This window comes from Streptomyces sp. NPDC048361 (assembly GCF_040651795.1).
Classification (GTDB): domain Bacteria; phylum Actinomycetota; class Actinomycetes; order Streptomycetales; family Streptomycetaceae; genus Streptomyces.
The window spans coordinates 35,446-55,432 of sequence record NZ_JBEZKW010000028.1; the positions used below are offsets into that span (position 1 = coordinate 35,446).

The window sequence follows — 19,987 nt, forward strand, 5'->3', positions numbered from 1 at the left end:
CACTCATCTCACAGACCACGCACAGCAGGGGGAAAGCAACGATGCGCCGCACCACAGGAACACGCCTGGGCAGAGGGCTCGGAGCGCTCATAGCCACCGCAACGGCCGCCGTGGGCCTGGCCGCCACTCCGGCCGCCGCCACCCCGGCCGCGCCCGTCGCAGGGCAGACGATTCAGCCGGGCCAGACCTGCACCGCAGCCGATCTCGGGACCCGCCACCCGATCATCAAGAGCGCCGAAGTCGCACCCACCATCACGCACTTCAAGGGCTGGTACGTCACCCAGGGCTCGACCGGCACCCAGAGCGTCAACACGAACGTCACGGAGACCATCTCCGTCTCCGTCGGGCTCAACGGCACTGTTCAGGGCAGCTTCGCCGTCGAGGCCCTCGGCTCGGTCGGTGCGAGCCTGGGCCTGAACGTCCAGGTCAACTACACCCAAACCTCCAGCACCAGCAAGTCGATCTCGTGGAACTTCTTCCAGCCCGGCTATTACGGCCTGTACGAGGGGACGAAGAAGGTCACCGGCACCTACGGCAGCCTCAACTGCAACCGCTCGGATGCGGGCGGCCTGAAGTGGACCGAGGGCCCCGACACGGGCAGCTACACCACCTTCACCACCCTCGAGGAAGGCGCGGTGCGCTGCGAGGACAAGGTCCCCGCCAACAGCATCATGGCCAAGGCCCAGGGCCTGTTGGACTGCGGCTCCCCCGCCGCCACCGCGAAACACGCGGCAGGTCCCGTCCCCTCGGCCAAGGCCGACCAGGCCAAGCACGACGCCGACAACGCCGCAACAGCCGCCAAGGCCACCCAGAACACGAAGGCCGCCAAGGCCGCCCCGCGCGCTGCCCTGGACTGCCAATCTGCCGTCTACCGGATCGACGTCCCCGGCAAGCCCCTGAACTGGAGCGCACCGCTCCTGGCCAACGACGGCATCCGCCTGCGCGAATCGAACTTCTTCAGCGCCCACTTGGACAACTGGCGCCTGTGCAACGTGACCGAGCGCAACGGAGTCATCGAGGCGTCCCTGTGGAACTGGGGCAACGGCGGATGCGCGACCATCCCGGCGAACATCGCCAACCAGGAACAGGCCTACCTGACGACGGCTACCTGCGGGGAGGACGACCTCCAGAGGTTCTACATCTACCGCGACGTACCCGGCAGCTCGAAGATCGGTCTCCAGAACAAGTACACCGGCTCCATGATGGGCCATGACCGTTACGCGGACGGGGAGTTGATCCGTCAGTACTCCAGCGGCCGGCAGGACGGAACGGGTACATACAGCCTGACCGGAGTCTGAGGGTCCTGTATCGGCCGGTCCCGCGTCGACGGGTGACTGCTCGTCGACGCGGGACCCTCGGACGCCGGCTCAGCGAGTTCGGCGGATGAGCGGCTCAGGCTTGCTTCTCCTTGACGGTGATGGTGAATTCGGCCGTCTTCCCCTGGGGCGGCGCGAATCCGTCGTGACAGGCGACGAGGAACTTAACGGGTGGCGTGACGACGTCCGCGCTGGTGGGCGTCCCGCGTACCATCCCGGTGGTTTCGTCCCGCGTGGTCAGCCAGGCCGGCATCCGGTCGTAGAAGGTGAACTTCTTCGAGTCGTTGATGGACCGCTCCCCGCCGGTTCCCTTGAACGTCCACGTGTACTCGACGCCGACGGTCGCGTCGGACGGGTTGGTCGTGTCGATGGTCGGCAGGTTGTACCGTTCGACGATCGCCGGTACGGCGATCAGCAGATCGGACCCGGCCACGCTCAGTCCGTCCAGTACGGCGACGATGCCGATGATGTACTTCGTGGGCAGGGCGTCCCTGGACACCGCCCGGGCGATGGTGCGGAAGACCTGGAGGATGTCAGGAACGTTCCCGAGCACCGTACTTGCCAGCGCACACTGGGTCAGCCCCTTGCTCTCCGGCGGGGACTTCAGAACGCTCGCGATGCCGCAGCCCATCGAGACGCCGCCGAGGACGAAGTGCCCGGCCGATCCCTCGATCATGTGGTGGGCGTCCTCGATGACCCTTCCGGCGTTCTTCAGCAGCGTGGAGCGCTCACCCAGCGACTTGACGAGATGGCCGGCGGCGGTCAGGCCGACGTCGCAGCCGAATCTGCCGACCTGCATCCCCCAGGCGACCGTACCCTCCGTCTGCTCCCATGTGCTGCCGAGAACCGGCGGACAGGTGACCACGAGGGACAGGGTCTTCCCGAAGCACGCGATGCCGTTGACCAAGCGCCGCATCCCATTGTTCCCGGCCGAGGGGTTGAGGGCGACCAGATCGGTGCCGAAGGTGGCCAACCCGTCGAAGACCGCCGCGAACACGCCGAGGACTTCCTGAACCCGAAGCAGGCTGTCGTTCAGCGCCCAGTCCGGTGGCGGGTCCTCCTCCGTACTCGGAACGTGGCGCGGGTCCCAGGAGGGGAGCGGGATGTTCGTGGGGAAACCCTGCGGGAAGGGTTCGGTGTCCACTCCGTGGATGAGTTTGTGGATCACCGTCATGAAGAAGGCCGCGATCAGCAGGATGAGCCGTCCCAGGGTCAGCGTCTCGGCGGGTTCATTGGGCCGCGCCTGCTGGTGGACCCACTCATAGAGGGCTTCGAGGAGCCCGAAGGGAGTGGTGAGGGGCTGGTTGAAAAGGTCCCCGAAGGAAGCGGCGGCCAAGGCCGCGGCTTCGAAGGCCTTGTCGGCGACAGCACCGATCGCGTCCAGCACGGCGTCGATGAGCGTCCGGAGCATCTCGACGATGCTTTCGAAGGCCGAGCGGTCGGCGCCGGCTCCGGCATCGACCGTGCAGAAGCCTTCGATCTTGGCGTACAGGCCCTCCAGTTTCGCGAACAGGGCCTGCGGGCCCGTGGCACCGAAGGCATCGAACATGGTCGTGAATTTGACGGCCAGTTCCTCCTCGATCCCGGACGGGGGGGCGTCCAGGAATTGGATCCGGTAGGCCTCGTTACCGGAGAGTGCCTTGTTCTGCATCCAGTTGGCCTGCGGCGTGTTGAGCTCGCCGGTGTTCACCTGCGTACCGGTGGGTCCCGTCGCCGCGGGGACCTTGTTGCCGAAGTCCCCCATACGCGTTCCGCCGAACTCCCGCGTCAGGTCGTCGAGGGCGTCGTCGATCCTGCCGCGTACATTGGTCAGCCATCCGTCCAGCTGGCCCTGCGCGTAAGTGATCGTCGAGGAGAACAGCGGGACGAAGTACGTGACGGCGTCTTCCAGTGCGACTTTGGTGTTCCAGATGGCTCCGAGGGAGAACAGGGACTTGAGCCAGTCGATGACGCGCATGATGGCGTCGGCGATCATCTGGAAGACCGCCTCGACGGCCTGGATGGCCTGCTCGATGGCCTCGATCACCATTTCGCCGAGAGAGACGATGGCGTCGCCCACCCAGATGGCGATCTCGGTGATCGTGGTGACGATGACTTCGGCCACCTTGGCTGCCCCGGTCTTGATGCCCTCCCAGACGTCGGAGGCCCAGCTGCTGAAGTCGTCCCACCAACCGCCGTACGCGGGGTGGGCATTGCGGTACTTCCGGTAGGCGTCGAGTTCGTGCTGGGTACGGAAGGCCTGGTAGGCGGGCCGGTCGGGATCCCACAGCTGGATGACGTACCCAATGACGGGCTGGGGTTCGTCGAAGCCGTCGAGCAGCACGGGCTGGAGCGCACTGTTCCCCGCCGCCTGTCCGTACATGTTGGTGCAGTGGTCGACCACGATCTGGGGTGTCAGACCTCGTTCTTTGAGGGCCGTCCAGTTGGCGAGCGGCGGGGGGTCCTCCTGCGCTCCCGGCATGTTCGACGGAACCGTCGCGTGCTCGAGCAGGTCGGGGGTGAACATACCGTTCTGCGACGGCAGGGTGCCGTTGCCCGCAAGGAAGTCGTTGGCCTGGGCGGCGAAGTCGATGGCTGTGCCGGACTGGAGGCCGTCGGCGTTGAGGTGGATCACCGGCGGGTTGAGCCCGCGCGCGGCGATGGCGAGGGCGAGCTTGCCCAGGGGGCTGGTGGTCACGGCGACGGGGCGTCCGGGGCCGACCTGGTAGGAGATCTCGGCGATCTGGACCTCGACCAGGGAGTCGGCGGACACGGACACGGGGTGGTCCGGCAGCGGCTGGCCCGCCTTGGACAGCAGGGTGACATCGGCGACGTAGTGCGAGACGACGTCAGGAGGAGGGGCGGACTGGCCGGGTTTCCTGACCGGTTCGGGCAGGCGGACCTTGTCCATCTGCCACTGCGAGGTGGTGATGTCCTGGGTGCACACGCAGTACGCCTCGGCCGGAGGCATGCCGCTCATTTTGATCAGCTCGGACGGCCTGTAGTCCGGATACGGATCCAGCTGGTAGTCCACCACCGCGGCGTGCACTCCCACGGTGACCGTGGTCGCCGGTGGTGGCGGTGTCTGGTAGACCGGGGCGATGTGGTTCGCGCCGCGTTGGCCCATCACCGAGACCTTGCCGGTTCCGGGCCGGTAGGCGACGAGGTAGGACAGGCCACCCGTGCCGTTGTAGTCCAGGCCGGTCACCAGGTCGCTCAGGGAGGAGAAGTCGTACCCGCCCAGACCCTTGCCCTGGATGCTGGGCTTGTAGGTGGTGGTGTCGCCGTCCCGGCGCAGCACCCATGCCTGGCGGGAGGTGTGGCCGGGGATGTCGCCCGGCCGGTAGCTCAGGATGTGGTCGTCGCAGCCGATCCCGGAGTAGTCGAAGGGCACGAGGCGGTCTTCGGGTTCCATCAGGTCCCAGCCGCCGATCCCGCCGGTCTGGTTATGGACGACCGCGGTGAAGCCGCCCTTCCTGTCCGGCGCCACGATGTACACCATGCCCGATCCGGGGCGGTAGGCCAGCAGGTGGGTGCTGCTGCCCTTGCTGTTGTAGTCGAGGCCCGTTATTTCGTCCGCCGCGTTGTTCAGCGAAAATCCGCCCAGGCCGGTCGACGATCTGACCACCGGCGTGAACGAGCCGTCGCCCTTCGGTGCCAGTACCCACGCGGTGCGCGTGCCCGGCCGGTAGGCCAGCAGATGGTCGTTCTTCTTGTTGCCCAGGTAGTCGAAGGGCAGCAACCGGTCCCGGCGGTCCGTCAGGTCGTACGTTCCATCGCTGCCGCCGATGCCGCCGGTGGCGGCGCCGGCCACGGGGACGAAGCCTTCCGCCCCGTCCCGCTTCTTGAAGATCGAGAACTTGCCGGCCCCCGGGCGGTAGGCCAGCAGGTGGTCCGCGCTTCCCGACCCCGTGTAGTCGTAGGCGACGACGCGGTCGTCGGGGGAGGTGAAGTCGTAGCCGGGCAGGCCGTATTCGTTGCTGAAGGCCCGGGCGAACCCGCCGACTTCGTCGGTCCGCTCGACCACCCACACGGTCTGGTCGCTGTAGTAGTGGGTCGGACCGGGCCGGTAGGCGAAGAGATGGTCGGAGTGCCCGGACCGGGTGTAGTCGAATGCCACGATCCGGTCGTTCGGGCGGGCCAGGTCGTATCCGCCGATGCCCGGAGGGGCCGACGCGACGCGGGCCTGGGTCCATTTCGGTTGCAGGGTCTGCACCCGCAGCGCACCGATCTGCCGGCCGGCGGTCTCCCAGCCTGCCTGGTGCAGCACGGTCAAGGTGGCGTCCGAGTCGAGCCCGAAGACGTGCATCTTGCCGTCGGCGTCCTGCCACAGTCTCGTCTTGGCCGCGAAGTCCACATCGCTGACCTCCCCCGTGACGACATCGCCTCCCGGCGACATGCGGTAACCCCAGACCAGAGACCCCTTCGTGTCGACGTAGAGGAACCCGATGTCTCCTTGGGGGTTGTCGCGGTTCAGGTACGGCTGGTGGTAGGCGCCGCAGAACTGTGCGCATGACGTACTGACTTGGAGGGCGTCGCCCACCGGCATACCCATGCGCTCCTCCCAGCGGAGCAGTTTCTGCCCGTCCTGGGAGTAGTAGACGTAGGTGCCGGGCCGGCCGCCCGACGAGAGGTAGGGCAGATAGCCGCCGCCCACCAGCGGATGGCCCTGGACCAGCAGCGCGGTGGGTTCGGTGAACCAGCCGCCTCCCGAGCCGTCACTGCTCTTCAACTGCGGAGTGAGAACCAGGTGCGTGGGCCCGCTGCTGGCTTCCACGCTCGTACCCAGGACCAGTGCTCCGCCGTCGGGCGCGTAGGACACGGTCATCGCCTGGGCCGCGAGTCCGATCTTGTTGAACGAGGTCATGCCCTGCCACACACAGCGCGCCGTACCGTCCGGTTCGCGCGCGTCGAGGGCCAGGACCAGTCCGAACACCTTGGCTGTCGTGTCCTTGGGGCTGCATATCGCCCACACGTCTCCGGAGGGATGCACGGCCACGACGACCTCGGCGACCTGCGGTGTGTTCGCCACCGGCTCCTGAACCCAGCCGGTGGAAGAGGTGTCCGTCCGTTCCAGGTACGTCAGCTGCCGCTGCCGGTTGATCACCAGGGCTTCTTCCCGTCCGCTCTTGAACGGGTTCGCGAAGAGGGCCTCCTGGTTGCGGCCGTCGCCCACGGACACGCCAGCCGCGGGCACCGCGTCCTGCATCAGCTGGGTCGAGACCGAGAAGGATCCGGGGCCCTGGGTACCGGCAGCGCCGATGGGGTCGCCGCCCAGCCGCGGGTTACGCAGGAATGTTTCCATGCTCATGGTGCACCCCTCAGATGAGGAATTGTTGATCTCCTCAGCGCCGTCGTCCGGATACCCCTGACAACCAGGCAGCCGCTGCCGGGGATAGTTGATGTGCGCCGAGTGGTCTTTTCATTCGAAGCAGGGCGCAGAAAGCGCCGAGAGGCCGCAGGAAATGTCCTGACGGGGCCGCCTGGGGGACTCCGTGGGCTGAAGAGATGTACACGCGGCTCACGAAGAAGGCTTGGTGGGCCGGGAAGTTCGGAACGGAAGTCAGCGCACCGGACTCCGCTGCGATAGCGGAGCCCCCAATGGGAACCTCAAGCAACCGGTATACCACTCATCGCCAACTCCCGGCTACAGAAGGAGAAAAGGGATCGAATGGAAAACCTTGGCCATCACTTGGCGCCCCGCGACCACTGGCTGGTCCACGCGATATGCCCCTTCGGCGCCGCCTTTCGGGAGAGTTGGCGACTCTCTTCGACCGGTCCGGGCGCCGGGAAACGTATTGCCGTCGTCGCCCTGCCGGCCGGCTCGGCCTTCGGTGGCGTCCGCAGTGCCGGGCCGGGCAGCGCGCGTTCCGGTGTCCGAGCCGGTCATTGGGCGTGTGCGTACGCCTGCGACAGCATGAGGTAGCCGATGGCGACGAGGACGACCGGGATGATGACGGTGAGCACGCCCAGCGCGATGCCGGTCCGGGCCCGCCACCGCCGGACGCCGTCGTCGTCGCGCACCGGGAGCAGGGAGTTGATGCCGGAGACAATGGCGCCGATACCCACCGGGACGGTCAGGAGCAGGGGGCCGTAGCGGAGTGCGGGTGGCAGCGCCGTAGGCAGCCATGGGGATCCGAACAGGACGACGCCGGCCATGCCGAGCACCAGCGAACCGGAGCCGACCGGCGACGGCCGCGCGGGCTCCGTCGGTGCGCTCTGCGGCGTGCAGGCCGTCCGGTTGTGCGGGGCCGAGGACGGTCGGGGAGGGATCCGTCGCGGCGTCCGCACTTTTGCTCTTGTGGCAGGATCGCAGGATGTTGCGACTGACCGATTTCATCATCGACTGCCCGGACACGATGAAGCTGGCAGCCTTCTACTCCGAGGTGACGAGCCGTCCCGTCAAAGAAGGCAGCTCCGGGGAGTGGGCCGGCATCCAGTTCGGCGAGATCGAGCTTGCGTTCATCCGCGTGGACGACTACCGCGCTCCGCAGTGGCCCGACACCGAGCACCCCAAGCAGTTCCACCTCGACTTCGAAGTGGACGAGTTCGAGCCCGAGCAGCGGCGCGTCCTCGACCTCGGCGCGACGCTGAAGCAGGAGTTCATCGGGCCCAACGGCTACGGCTGGCAGGTCTACACCGATCCCATCGGCCACCCCTTCTGTCTCTGCCGCAACCGGGGCGTCATCTGGAACGACCAAGGTCCGACCTGGCCCGAGCGCGCCTGAAAACCTGCCTGCGGGTCGACCCGGCCTGGTCCAGGGCGAGTTCGATGCCGAGACCATGCCCTACGGGCTCGCGGTCACCGGCTCCCAGGAGTCGTACATCGAGATCGGCGGAATGACACTCGGCGGCGGCCTCGGCCGGCTCGCCCGCTACCGCGGACTGCTCGTGGACAACCTGATCTCCGCCGACCTCGTGCTCGCCGACGGCACGTTGCGCCGGGTCAGCCAGGCGGAGGATCCGGACCTGTGCTGGGCGATCCGCGGTGGTGGCGGCAACTTCGGCGTCGCCACGTCCTTCGAGTACCGCCCTCGACCCGGCCCGCGCCGGCCCCGTGCACTGCACCCTCGTGACGGCTCCGCTGTAACCCGACTCCGGCAGCCAGCGCCGGATCGCACACCGCCTCGCCCGAAGGGGGCATCGAGCCACCCCTGCGGCCAGGACCGCGGGTGCGCCCACGGGTTACCGTGGCGGGCCTCGCCACGTTGGAGACGGGCCCGGTGCGGTCACCACCGCCGGTCGCCCATGAGGGGTGCGGCGGCAGCGTCCAGGAACGGCGCGCGGGTGCGCGTCGCCTGGTCGAGGAGGGTGAGAGCCCGCTCGGACGACGAGCCCGCGGGGGTGGTGCACACGATGAGCGACTGCTCGCGGGAACGGGCGATCGACGGCCTCTGCTGCGTCACCGTCACCGTGCCGACGACGGGATGGCGCAGCTCGTAGCATCCGGCTGGTGTTGGGGCGTCACGCCGGGTCGCTCGGGCCGAGGAAGTCGAGGTGCCCGGCCAGGAGGGCGTGCCCTGGAGGGTTCCAGGCCAGTATGTCGGTGCGGCGGCCGAGCGCCAACGCGGGGACGCCGTCGAGGGCACGCAGGAGATCGCGGGTCTCCTCGGAGAGCTTCTCGGGCCGGGGGCGGCGCAGACGGGGCGTGTGCCGGGCGGCGTCGGCGAGGCGGTCGAGGTGCTCGCGCTCGTGGTCGTCCAGCAGGAGGGCGCGGGCAAGCGCGTCGAGGACCTCGGGCGAGGCCCCGCGCGACAGGTCCTGCTCCAGCCGTGCGTAGTACGAGAGGCTGCCGCCCGCCAGCTGTGCCACCTCCTCGCGTCGCAGCCCCGCCACCCGCCTGCGGGGTCCCAGGTCGCGCAGACCGACGTCTTCGGGGTGCAGCCGCGTGCGCGGACGTCTGAGCTGACCCCGGGACAGTTCTTTCCGGACAGCCCGGCCGGCTCGTGGGAGGAGCACCGAGGATGGGTGGCGCCCGACTTCTGGGACCCGCAGAGCGACCAGTGCCGTACGGCGATCCAGTCGTGGCTGCTGCGCAGCGAGGGACGCACCATCCTCGTCGACACCGGCGTGGGCAATCACAAGGAACGGCCCTACGCTCCCGTGTGGAACCGTCGCGACACCGGCTACCTCGGCCGTCTCGCCGCCGCCGGGGTGCGGCCCGAGGACGTCGACATCGTGGTCAACACTCATCTGCACATCGATCACGTCGGCTGGAACACCCGTCTGGACGGCCGGAGTTGGGTGCCGACCTTCCCCAACGCCACGTACCTGATGAATCGGCGGGACTTCGACTTCTGGAACCCGGCCAACGACAACAGAAGCGTGCTCGGCCGCGGGAACCAGAACGTCTTCGAGGACAGTGTCACGCCGGTCCACCAAGCGGGCCTCACCCACCTGTGGGACCAGACGTACCGGATCGACAAGAACCTGCGCCTCGAGCTCGCTCCCGGGCACACCCCCGGCTCGTCCGTGCTCACCCTGGAATCCGGCGGCGACCGGGCCCTGTTCGTCGGGGATCTGGTGCACACGGCGCTGCAAATCACCGAGCCGGAGACCAACTCGTGCTTCTGCGAGGACCCGGCGCAGTCCCGCGCCACACGGCTCAAGCTGCTCGGCCGCGCCGCCGACACCAACGCGCTCGTCTTCCCCGCGCATTTCGGCGGCCAGGGGGCGGTGGAGGTGGCCCGCAGCGGGCCGAAGTTCGCGATCAAGGAGTGGGCGGCCATCCGCCCGCATGTCCTGACCCCCTGATGACCTCCTGATCTCCCCCGGGACGGCGACCGTGCCCCAGCAGGCAGATCCCGTAGTCGAAAGTCCCGCAGGCTTCGTGCGGGGTGCCCGTGAGACAGCCGGTGAGCGCTTCCGCGCCATCCCGTACGCGGCGCCACCGGTCGGCGCCGGGCGTTTCGCGCCGCCCGCACCGCACCCGGGATGGTCCGGTGTCCGCGACGGCACGCGGCCCGGCCCCACCGCTCCGCCACCGGTCCGCGACTTCGGCCGGCTCGACATGACACCGTACTTCGGGCCTGGAGTCCACCACGCAGGCCGACGTGCTCGCCGTCGCCGACCGGCTGCACCCCGCTCCGGAGGCCGTCCTCGCCGCGCACCGCGCGGCCCGGCCGGACGCGGCGCCGGGCGAGCTGCGCTCCGCCCTGCTCGGACAGGCTTTGTTCGGCGCGGGTACAGCGCGCATGGCACAGGCGCACGCGCGGATCTCAGGTGGGCGTACGTACGCATATTCCTTCGGATAGTGTTCGACGGCCCTGAGCGGACGGCTCGGCGCCGCCCACACTGTGGAACTGCCCTTCGTGTTCGACGTCGCCGACGAGCCCTGGCTGCACGGGGACACAGGGCTGCTCGGACCCGTGCCGGCCCCAGCCGGTCTCGCGGCCTCGGTCCACGCCGCGTGGGTCGCGTTCGCCACCACCGGGGACCCGGGTTGGGCCCGCTACGACCCGCGGTGGCCCGTGGCATGCATGCTCGGCGCCGGGCAGGGGGCCGGCACCGGGGCCGAAGCCCAGCGGTGAACGAACGCGGACGCGTATTCCCACCACTGCCTGAGCCGCGCGCCGGCTTCAACTGCCCGCCAGACGAACGTCAGCACGTCGAGACCTGCCCCCGCCCCGCCCTTGCTTCATGGCCTCCAGGGCCCGCGCGGCCCGCGCCGGACCGAGCGCCTGGCAGGCAGCCACTGTCGGCACCAGACGGGCGCCCGGCAGCCACAGTCCGCACCGGACCGACCGCCCGTAGCCACAGCGCGCCGCCCGGCGCGACACTCTGCCGCCATGAAAACGACACGCGATCGCCACGAAATCCGAAACTGAGACGAAGCTCACGCATCGAATTCGATGTGTCTCCGCTTCCTGACGGCCCCCATGACAGTCTGAAGGAAGGTCGGACCGCCATTCGGCCGCCGTCGGGAAGGGGGAGTACGCCATGGACGACATTGACGGGCGTGAGTAGAATGCACCGCCCTCGCCGGAGGATCTCACTCGAACGGGAACACTTAGGGTGACATGACGGATCGCACTGAATTAATTCAGACATTCGGCCGGAAAACAGAGTTAGCACGAATCGAGCAGTTACTTGGCGGGGGCGCTGCCGGGCGCAGCGACACGCTCACCGTCCAAGGACCGCCGGGTATGGGGACGACCAGGGTGCTCCTGGAATCCCAGAGAGCTGCGGAGCAGCTCGGCTACACCATCTCTTCCTTCCTTAACCCCGCGGCGGGAGGGACGGCAGGGCGCCATGAGGCCGCTTCCCTCCGGGCAGTGCTCGCCTCCGCCGCGCAGAGTCCCAAGCCGCGGCTGGTGGTCGTGGACAACCTGCACGACGTACCCGACGAATTGACCGAGGCAGTGGCGTCGCTGGCCCGCTACAAGGCTCCGCCGAATTCCCGGTCCGCTCCCCTGGTCCGGGTGATCGGGCTTCGCACCGGATTGCAGAGCCAAGCGATGCGCCGCCTTTCCAGCGAATTCACCGGATGCCACCGGATAGAACTCGGCAGGCTCTCCGACGCCACCTCTACAGAACTCGCCGCCGCCATCCTCGGCGGCGCGCCCGATCCGAGGCTCGCCGCCGTGATCGCCGGCGCGGGAGGAAACCCCCTTCTGATCGTGGAGCTGGTCCACGGATTGCGTGAAGAGGGTTCTGTGGAAATCTCCCACAACCGGGTCCGACTGCTGGACGAACGCGTTCCACGACGGGTGCGCGACCTTGCACAGCACTGGCTGGACTCCCTCTCGGACAAGGCCCGCCAGCTCGTCCAGGTCGCCGCGGCGGTCGGCGGCTCCTTCATGGTCGCCGAAGTCGCCTCGATGCTGCGGGAGACCACGGCGTCGATGCTTCCCGCACTGAACGAGGCCATTGATTCGGGCCTGTTGATCTGCCCGGGCGAGCAGCTGCTGTTCCAGCACGAGCTGGTACGGCGTTCCATCGCCGACTCGCTTCCCTCCGCGGTCCGGCAGGCGCTGCGCCAGGACATGAGCGCCCTGAGCAGGCAGCACTGTCTCCAGGTACCGATGCCGCCGGAATTCCTGATCACCGGCCGGCCTGCCGCCGGTCCTCCCCCCGGTACCGGGCCAGGGTCGCCTCCCCCCGGCTCGGTGCCGGGATCAACGAGCGCCCCCCTGCCCGTACCCGTACCCGGCCCCCTCCCGGTGCCGCCCGCCGGGCCCGGAGTCGTCCACCGGCTGCTGCCAGCCCTGCTGATGGCCCGCAGCACCCGCGCCGAGCCGCTGCCGCTGGGCCTCACCGAAGAGTTGCGTACCGGACTGACCGCCGTACTGCAGGGCCACTACCGCGACGCGGGGCCCGTCGGAACCGCGTACGCACCGCTTTCGGAACGGACCGAGCGGATCACCCGCAACACGGTCTCCCTCTTCGCTGACAGCGTGCAGCGCACCACCACCCGGGCGCGGGCGCTGCTCGCCGCCCACCCGGGCCGCCCCGACGAAGCGGACGCGGTGACCGCCACCGTGGTCGTGTCCAACCTGGAATGGGCCGTGGGAAACCTCACCGAGGGGCTCGCGTGGGGGCGGCGCGCCGTCGAGAGCCTGGGCCCGGCCACCCCGCCGCTGTGGTCCCCGTACGTCAAGTTGGCGTTGGCCACCAAGCTGTCCGACACCGGCCGGTTCAAGGAGGCCGAGGAACTGATCGACACGGCCCGGGCGGAGGCCGAGGTGCTCGGCGGCCCGCACAGGGCCACTCCGTTGATCGCCAGGGCCATGGTGCTGCTCCAGTCCAGCCGGCTCCAGGAAGCCCAGGACTCCGCGCAGACCGGGCTGGAGATCGCGGCGAGGAGCGGCGGCGGCTGGGTCGTACCGGTCGGGCAGGCGGTGCTGATCCTGGTCGCACTGCGCCGCGGCGACCTGGCGTCGGCCGCCGACTACGTGTGGCGCTGCCGGGCAGCCGTGGGCGCCGACAGCACGGTCTTCCCCTCGATCCACTTCGACTGGGGCGAGTGCCTGGTGGCCACCGTACAGCTCGGTCCGCAGCGCACGGCGGAGCTGCTGACCACGACGTACGCGCATCTCCTCAGCTCTCCCCAGCTGTTCGTGGAGGAGGCTGCCGCTGCGGCCTGGCTCGTCAGACTCGCTCTGGCCGCGGACGACATGCCGCTCGCCGCCACCGTGGTGACGGCCGCCGAGAGGTTCGCGGCCGCCAACGCGGAGCACCCCACCCTGGCGGTCGCCGCCCTGCACGCCAGGGGGCTGCTGGAGCGGGACTCCGAGGCGCTACGCCGGGCCGCACGCGAACATGTCAGCCCGTGCGCCGGGGCGCTCGCCGAGGAGGACCTGGGGATGCTCCTGAGCGTGCAGGAGGAGAACGGCGCTCTCGGCTCCGCCGCACTGCGGTCCGCACTTGCACGGTTCGAGCAGATCGGTTCGCAGGGCGACATCGAGCGCATCCGGGCCTTCACGGAGGCGCACGGAACGCCCGTCGCGAACCCTCCCCGCCAGGGCAGGGCCGCCACCGCGGGTTGGGAAGCACTCTCGAAGACCGAGCGGTCCATCGCCCTTCTGGTCAGCGAGGGCCTGACGAACCGTCAGGTCGCACGCCGGGTCGGCCTGTCACCGCACACCGTCAACTACCACCTCAGGGCGATCTTCCGGAAGCTCGGCATCAGCTCCCGGGTGGAAGTCGCCCGTCACATCACCCACGGCGCATGAGATGCGCACCCCCGAAAGGAAGACCATGTCCAAGCCCTTCACCGTCCGGGTCACCGTCCGCGTCTACGAGACCGACGCGCAGGGGCACCTCAACGGCAACGTCTACCTCCAGCACGCGGAGCACGCGCGCTGGGAACTGCTGCGAGCGGCCGGAATCAACCAGGCGGATCTGCTGAAGAAGGGCGTCAGCCCGGTCAACCTGGAGACGACCATCCGCTACCACCGCGAGGTGGTAGCCGGTGACGAGGTGGACATCACCTGCGCCTTCGTCTTCGGCGAGGGCAAGAGCTTCCGGGTGGAGCAGACCATGACCAAGGCCGACGGCACCCTCGTGGCGGAGGTGTTCAACGTGGGCGGCATCCTCGACCTGGACGCGCGCAGGCTCGTCTCCGACCCCCGGGAGTCCTTCCGTTCGGTGGCGGCCAATCCGGCGGTGGCCGGGATCTGACGGCGCTGCCCCGCACGGCCGGCGCCGGCCTCCCCCGCTCGTCCTCGCGCGGGGGGACCGGCGCGTCACGCCCCGACGCGTTCCCGCAGCTCCGGTGTCATCAGCTCGGCGGAAGGCAGCACTCCGGAGATGGTGGAGAAGAACCGCGAGGTCATCTGCGGGTCGCCCACGATGGCGCGCATCAGCGGCAGTCGACGACCCGGACGCAGCTCCGCCGCGGCCAGGGTGTCCCGGTAGCCGTCCATGACCAGGTCGTTGCGTCGCTCGCCGTACCGGCCCAGCGACTTGTCAAGACCCAGTGCATCCCGCAGCCCGTCGCCGACCGACTCGACCAGCGCGACCGCCTGCCGGAACGCGTCGGTGATGCCCTTTCCGGTGAGCGAGTCCTTGTGGTGGCCCGCATCCCCCACCAGCGCCCACCCGGGACCCGCCGCCCGGCGGAAGAAGTTGCGCTGGTTGCCTGTGCCGAAGAGCCGGTCCTCCTGCGTCGCGCCCGCCATCCGGTCGGCCAGCACCGGTGTGATCGCGGAGATGTTCTCCAGGTAGGCGGTACGGGCGTCCGCGCGCACCCGGTCGTACTCCTTCATCGGAAAGTAAGTGCCGACCAGGGTCAGCCCCTCGTTGGTGGGAACGAACCCCGCCCACCTGCGGGCGCTCTCGTACACCTCGAAGCCGGTGTCGATTCCCGACCAGAACGAGTAGTACGCGCAGGTCAGCATGGGGTCCTCCAGCTCGGTGCGAGCACCGGCGAGGTCGGCGACCTTGGAGCGCATGCCGTCCGCACCCACCACCAGACGGGCCCGCTCCTCGAACTGCTGCCCGCCCGAGCGGTAGCGGACGCCGGCCACCCGGCCTTCCTCGAACACCAATTCGTCGACCGCGGACTGTGCGCGGAACTCCGCGCCGGAAGCGATCGCGCCGTCGGTGAGGATCTGGTCCAGCAGGTACCGGCGCGGGGCGTATGCGGCGGTGACGCCGTCGGCAGGCCACGAACAGCCTTCGAGCACCACGTCCTTGACCTGGTGACGGGCACGGTCGAGCGGCGGGCAGCCGGTGGCGGCGACCGCGTCGAGCAAGCCCCAGCGCTTCAGATGGGCGACGCCGGGCTGATGGATGTAGAGCGTCGAGAGGGTGTCCCGCGGGTGACGGATGCGGTCCAGGAGCAGCACGCGGTATCCGGCACGGGCGAAGAGCATGGCTGTCGGGGAGCCGGCGGCCCGCGCTCCCACCACTATGACGTCGTACACGGGGCGACCGTGCCTTTCCTGGGGGGTCGAAGGTTCAGGGGCCGAGGCAATGAAGGCCCGGGGTGGAAAGTCCGCGGCGGGGGACGCGACGGAGAACGCGGCGGGCAGCGGGCCCGGTTCCGGGCCGACGCGGCGGGCGACGGATGGCGGGCGACGGGCCCGGTGCCGGGCGCCGTCCGTGGGACGGCAATCAGCCGACGCCTGATTTGTCCAGGGCGTCGGCGAGTGCGCGCAGGGTCCGCAGGCCGTCCTCCGCGTCGACGGGGAAGATCATCGCGGAGAGTGTGGTGACTCCCGACCCGGCGTGCTCGCGCAGGGTGTCGGCGATGCGCTCGACGGGGCCGAGCAGGCAGGTGCGTTCCAGGTACTGCTGGGGGATCGCCGCGGCTGCCTCGCGCGGGCGGCCCTCCAGGTACAGCTCCTGGACGCGCCGCGCGGCGTCCGCGTAACCCGTGCGGGCGGCGAGGCGGTTGTAGAAGTTCTCCTTGCGGGAGCCCATGCCGCCCAGGTAGTGCGCGGTGTACATGCGGACGCGGTCGGCGCAGTCGGCGACGTTCTCGCCGACGACCGCGGGCATGGAGGAGACGATGTCGAACCCGGTCAGGTCCCGGTCGGTCCTCGCCCGCCCAGCCCGCAGCAGCGGCAGGTGCTCGGCGACGGTCTCGGGCGGGAAGAACACGGAGAGCCAGCCGTCGGCGATCTCGCCGGCCAGTTCCACGTTGCGCGGGCCGACGGCCGCCAGGTAGACCGGCACGTCCTTGCGACGCGGCCGGGTGCCCAGGCGCAGTGGCTTGCCCGGTCCGTCGGGCAGCGGGAGCCGGTAGTGCGCGCCGTCGTACACGACGTCCTCCCTGCGCATGGCCATCCGGACGATGTCCAGGTACTCGCGGGTGCGCGCCAGCGGCCTGTCGAAGCGTGCACCGTGCCAGCCCTCGGCGACCTGGGGCCCCGAGACGCCGAGGCCCAACCGCAGCCGGCCCTCGGAGAGGATGTCGAGGGTGGTCGCGGTCATCGCCGTCATGGCGGGGCTGCGGGCCGGGATCTGCATGGCGGCCGTGCCGAGGTCGATGCGGCTGGTCTGCGCGGCGAGGTAGCCGAGCAGGGACACCGCGTCCGAACTGAAGGCCTCGGCGGTCCAGGCCACCGCGTAGTCGAGGCGTTCCGCCTCCACCACGTACCGGGCGGAGGTCCTCGGGTCGGCGCCCGCACCGAGGTTGCCGAGGTAGCGCAGGTTCAGTCCGAGTCTCATCGGTGCACCGTCCTGGTGGGATCGGCGACCGCCCCGGGGTCGTTCGCGGCCGGGGCGCAGGCCCGGTCCAGGAATTCCAGGACGGTCGAGGTGTAGCGCTCCTTGTCGGTCCACAGGCCGCGCAGGTGGCGGGCGTCGGGGAGCACGAGGGTACGCGCGTGCGGATAGCGGCGGGCCAGCCGCACGATCTCTTCGGCGGGCACCACGGCGTCCGCGCCGCCGCCGATGAACAGCATCGGGGTGGTGGCGTAGCCGGGCGCGGCCGGGGCGGGCGGCCAGTGGGCGCCGCCGATGGTGAGGTGGTTGAACAGCTCGAAGGACCGTTCGGCGACCGCCCCCGCCCGTCCGCCGCGCGCACGCTCCGGCAGCGTGAGCAGGCCTTCGCGCAGCAGGTTCGGAGAGATCGCCGGAGGGTCGCAGGCGGGCCCGCTGTCGCAGACCACCGCGTCGACGACTGGGTGCAACTCGCGTAGCGCGCGCAGCATGGCGAACGACGACAGCGAGAAGCCGTACAGGGCGAGCCGCGCGTGGGCGTGCTCGGTCAGGGTGGTCACGTACCGGGCGGCGGCGACGGTGTCCTGGGCGAACTTGCGGTCGAATCCGGTGAATCCGCGGTCCCGGAAGCTGTCGCCGTGGTTGCGGTAGTCGAACAGCAGCACCGTATGACCGGCCCGGTGCAGGTAACGGGCGTAGGGCAGGCTGCGGGACTTGTCCAGGCCGAGGCCGTGGCCCAGCAGCACCACCCGGTCCGTGCGCTCCCCCGCGCAGAGCCAGCCCGCGAGGGTGCGGCCGCCTCTGCCGGCGGGGATGGTCACCTCCTGTGCCCTGAGCCCGAACTGCTCGGGGCGGCGGCGGCGTTCGGAGCCGGGCGGGTGGAAGGCGGTGTACGCGGCGCGCAGGGCGTCGAGGGGCGCCGCGAGCACGGCGGCCGGCCGGTCGCTCATGTCCACGCCCCCCGGCGGCCTGACGTCCGGTTTCCCGCCGGGGCTGTCCGGCTTCCCACCGGGGGTGTCCGTCGGGCGCCGTCACGGAGGTTCGTAGCGCTGAGGCCGCTCACACCACCAGGCCTCCGTCGATGCCGAACACCTGGCCGCTGATGTAGGCGGCCCGAGGCGACACCAGGAAGGAGACCAGGTCGGCGACCTCGTCGGCCGTTCCGAAGCGGCGCAGGGGGATCTTGTCCAGGATCTGTTTCCTGGCGGTGTCGGCCATGTCGGCCGTCATGTCGGTCTCGATGAGGCCGGGTGCGACGGAGTTGACGCGGATGCCGTACCTGCCGACCTCTTTGGCGAGGGAGCGGGAGAAGCCGATGATGCCGGCCTTGGACGCCGCGTAGTTGCTCTGGGTGGCGTTGCCGTGGACGCCTGCCACGGACGACAGGGTGACGATGGTGCCGGTGCGCCGCTTCATGAAGGAGAAGACCGAGGCCCGGCAGATGGTGTAGGTGCCGTCGAGGTTGGTGGCGATGACATCGCGCCACTGGTCGTCCTCCATCAGGACGAGGGGGTTGTCGCGCACGATGCCCGCGCTGGTGACCACCGCGTCCAGCGGGCCGAGCTCCTCCTCGGCCCGGTCGACGAACTCGCGGGCCGCGGCCGGGTCGGAGACATCCACCCGCCGGGTCAGGACCCGCGCGCCGAGCGCGGTGATCTCCTTGGCGACCTGCTCGGCCGCGCCGTTGTCGGAGCGGTAGCACAGTGCCACGTCGAAGCCGTCGCGGGCGAGCCGGGTGACCACGGCCCTTCCTATGCCGCGGGAGCCTCCGGTGACGAGGGCGACCGGTCGTGCGCCGTCTGTCATGATGCTGCCTTTCGATGGGCTTGGGAGTCGGTCGCCCGGGGGCGCCGTCCGGATCGGCGGCGCGCATGGGGCGGGTCGGCAGGGGGTGCGGCCGGCTTTGCGGGGCCCCGCGACGGGCGCGGGGCCCTGCGAGGACGGTCTACGAAGCCTGCTGGAGCTTCGAGTCGACCAGGGCGCGCACCTGGAGCAGATCGGAGACCTGCTTGAAGTCGGATTCCGCGATCTTGATGCCGTACTTCTTCTCCAGGTTGACGACGATCTCCAGGGCCATCAGCGAGTCGACCTGGAGGTCCTCGACGAAGTTCGCCTCGTCGGTGACCTCTTCGGCGGGGAGCTCCAGTGCGTCGGCGACGAGCGAGCGCAGCTCCTCGGTGTCCACTGCTACGGCGGTGTTCTCGGACATGAGGTGGTTTCCTTCCGTACGGATGTGCCGGGTATGTCGCGTGGTGCGGCGGGCGGGTGGTCAGGCGGTGAGGAATTCGCCGCCGTCGATGCCGATGACGTTGCCGGTGAGCCACGACGAGTCGGACATCGACAGCAGGACGATCGCCTCGGCGACGTCCTCGGGCTCGGTGAGCCGCCGGTGGGGGTTGCGGGTCCGGCACACCTCTGCGTACGCGGCGCTGTGCGGGATCTTCTCCAGGGCCGGCGTGAGCGTGGTGCCCGCGCGCAGGGCGTTGGCCGCGATGCCGCGTGGCGCCAGCTCGGCGGCGAGCTGGCGCAGATGGGCCTCCAGGGCCGCCTTGGCGGCGGAGACGGGACCGTAACTGTCCAGGACGCGGGTGCTGCCCGCGCTGGTCATCCCGTAGATCTTCGCGCCGCGCCCGAGCAGTCCCGCGGCGAGCAGGTCCTGGGTCCAGTAGACGAGGCTGTTGGCCATGACGTCGAGGGTCATCGCCAACTGCCGGGAGTTGACGGTCTCTTGGTCCTGCGGGCCGTCCGGGACGGGCGCGAACGGCAGCAGCGAGCCGAACGCCAGCGAGTGCAGCAGGATGCGGATGCCCTTGTCGCCGGTGAGTTCGACGGCCCGGCCGACCACCTCCCTGCGGCTGCTCGCGCTCGCCGCGTTGAGGTTGAAGAAGTGCGCGGACACTCCGGTGTCCCGGAGTTCGCCCTCGAACTTGGCGGCGGCCTCCGCACCGTCTGCGGTGTCGAAGTGCACACCGATGACGTTGCCGCCGCGTTCCGCGAGCGTCCTGGCGACGGCCCGGCCGAAGCCGCTGGAGACGCCCAGGACGAGGGACCAGGATCCCTGGACCTCTGTGATCATTGCG

Annotated in this window: 16 protein-coding genes and 3 pseudogenes; 9 read left to right on the plus strand and 10 right to left on the minus strand. The window is 69.7% G+C overall.

The annotated features are described in order from the left end of the window. Positions 1–41: 41 nt before the first annotated feature. A complete protein-coding gene (locus AB0D31_RS17995) occupies positions 42–1,298 on the plus strand; it encodes a hypothetical protein (protein WP_362723599.1) in 1,257 nt (418 codons plus the stop codon). Between the two features lie 94 nt (positions 1,299–1,392). Here the strand turns inward: AB0D31_RS17995 and AB0D31_RS18000 are convergent, their stop codons facing one another. Together AB0D31_RS18000 and AB0D31_RS18005 are read right to left on the minus strand one after the other, a co-directional pair. Then, positions 1,393–6,606 carry a hypothetical protein gene (locus AB0D31_RS18000; protein WP_362723602.1) on the minus strand — a complete coding sequence of 1,738 codons (5,214 nt, stop codon included), beginning with the start codon at positions 6,604–6,606 and terminating at the stop codon, positions 1,393–1,395. A 575-nt stretch (positions 6,607–7,181) separates the two neighbouring features. Then, positions 7,182–7,454: a hypothetical protein gene (locus AB0D31_RS18005; RefSeq protein ID WP_362723605.1), complete on the minus strand. Its 273-nt coding sequence runs from the start codon at positions 7,452–7,454 to the stop codon at positions 7,182–7,184. Between the two features lie 158 nt (positions 7,455–7,612). On the opposite strand from AB0D31_RS18005, the gene AB0D31_RS18010 reads away from it, so the two are divergent. Both AB0D31_RS18010 and AB0D31_RS18015 read left to right on the plus strand, forming a co-directional pair. Continuing rightward, entirely contained in the window at positions 7,613–8,023 is a 411-nt protein-coding gene (locus AB0D31_RS18010; protein ID WP_362723608.1) for a VOC family protein, read from the plus strand. 25 nt (positions 8,024–8,048) lie between these two features. Further along, a pseudogene (locus AB0D31_RS18015) lies at positions 8,049–8,234 on the plus strand (FAD-binding protein); the annotation flags it as partial. 290 nt (positions 8,235–8,524) lie between these two features. On the opposite strand, the gene AB0D31_RS18020 reads toward AB0D31_RS18015, so the two are convergent. Further along, positions 8,525–8,701, minus strand: a complete 177-nt coding sequence (locus AB0D31_RS18020; RefSeq protein ID WP_362723611.1) for a hypothetical protein — start codon at positions 8,699–8,701, stop codon at positions 8,525–8,527. Between the two features lie 58 nt (positions 8,702–8,759). After that, positions 8,760–9,107, minus strand: coding sequence for a hypothetical protein (locus tag AB0D31_RS18025; RefSeq protein ID WP_362723614.1), 348 nt, complete (start codon positions 9,105–9,107; stop codon positions 8,760–8,762). Between the two features lie 93 nt (positions 9,108–9,200). On the opposite strand from AB0D31_RS18025, the pseudogene AB0D31_RS18030 reads away from it, so the two are divergent. From AB0D31_RS18030 to AB0D31_RS18055, 6 genes and pseudogenes are all read left to right on the plus strand, one after another. Beyond that, positions 9,201–10,049 (plus strand): annotated as a pseudogene (locus tag AB0D31_RS18030) (MBL fold metallo-hydrolase); the annotation flags it as partial. 76 nt (positions 10,050–10,125) lie between these two features. After that, positions 10,126–10,221 (plus strand): annotated as a pseudogene (locus AB0D31_RS18035) (hypothetical protein); the annotation flags it as partial. Positions 10,222–10,348: 127 nt separating this feature from the next. Then, the gene (locus tag AB0D31_RS18040) at positions 10,349–10,549 is read left to right on the plus strand and encodes a hypothetical protein (protein ID WP_362723617.1); all 201 of its coding nucleotides are present in this window, start codon (positions 10,349–10,351) and stop codon (positions 10,547–10,549) included. A gap of 57 nt (positions 10,550–10,606) precedes the next feature. Next, a complete protein-coding gene (locus AB0D31_RS18045; RefSeq protein WP_362723620.1) occupies positions 10,607–10,825 on the plus strand; it encodes a hypothetical protein in 219 nt (72 codons plus the stop codon). Positions 10,826–11,440: 615 nt separating this feature from the next. Further along, a complete protein-coding gene (locus AB0D31_RS18050; protein WP_362723623.1) occupies positions 11,441–13,969 on the plus strand; it encodes a LuxR C-terminal-related transcriptional regulator in 2,529 nt (842 codons plus the stop codon). 25 nt (positions 13,970–13,994) lie between these two features. Beyond that, on the plus strand, positions 13,995–14,417 hold the full coding sequence (locus tag AB0D31_RS18055; RefSeq protein WP_362723626.1) for an acyl-CoA thioesterase: 423 nt from the start codon (positions 13,995–13,997) through the stop codon (positions 14,415–14,417). Between the two features lie 65 nt (positions 14,418–14,482). Here AB0D31_RS18055 and AB0D31_RS18060 read toward each other — a convergent pair whose 3' ends face one another. The 6 genes from AB0D31_RS18060 to AB0D31_RS18085 form a co-directional block, all read right to left on the minus strand. After that, a complete protein-coding gene (locus AB0D31_RS18060; RefSeq protein ID WP_362723629.1) occupies positions 14,483–15,664 on the minus strand; it encodes an NAD(P)/FAD-dependent oxidoreductase in 1,182 nt (393 codons plus the stop codon). Positions 15,665–15,854: 190 nt separating this feature from the next. After that, positions 15,855–16,913, minus strand: a complete 1,059-nt coding sequence (locus AB0D31_RS18065) for an LLM class F420-dependent oxidoreductase (protein WP_362723632.1) — start codon at positions 16,911–16,913, stop codon at positions 15,855–15,857. Continuing rightward, complete coding sequence (locus AB0D31_RS18070; RefSeq protein ID WP_362723634.1) at positions 16,910–17,857, minus strand: alpha/beta fold hydrolase; 948 nt, start codon at positions 17,855–17,857, stop codon at positions 16,910–16,912. The genes AB0D31_RS18065 and AB0D31_RS18070 overlap by 4 nt, the downstream gene beginning before the upstream one ends. 109 nt (positions 17,858–17,966) lie before the next feature. Next, the gene (gene fabG / locus AB0D31_RS18075) at positions 17,967–18,713 is read right to left on the minus strand and encodes a 3-oxoacyl-[acyl-carrier-protein] reductase (protein ID WP_362723637.1); all 747 of its coding nucleotides are present in this window, start codon (positions 18,711–18,713) and stop codon (positions 17,967–17,969) included. A 139-nt stretch (positions 18,714–18,852) separates the two neighbouring features. Further along, on the minus strand, positions 18,853–19,116 hold the full coding sequence (locus AB0D31_RS18080; RefSeq protein ID WP_362723640.1) for a phosphopantetheine-binding protein: 264 nt from the start codon (positions 19,114–19,116) through the stop codon (positions 18,853–18,855). 60 nt (positions 19,117–19,176) lie between these two features. After that, positions 19,177–19,983: an SDR family oxidoreductase gene (locus tag AB0D31_RS18085; RefSeq protein WP_362723643.1), complete on the minus strand. Its 807-nt coding sequence runs from the start codon at positions 19,981–19,983 to the stop codon at positions 19,177–19,179. Positions 19,984–19,987 lie beyond the last annotated feature (4 nt).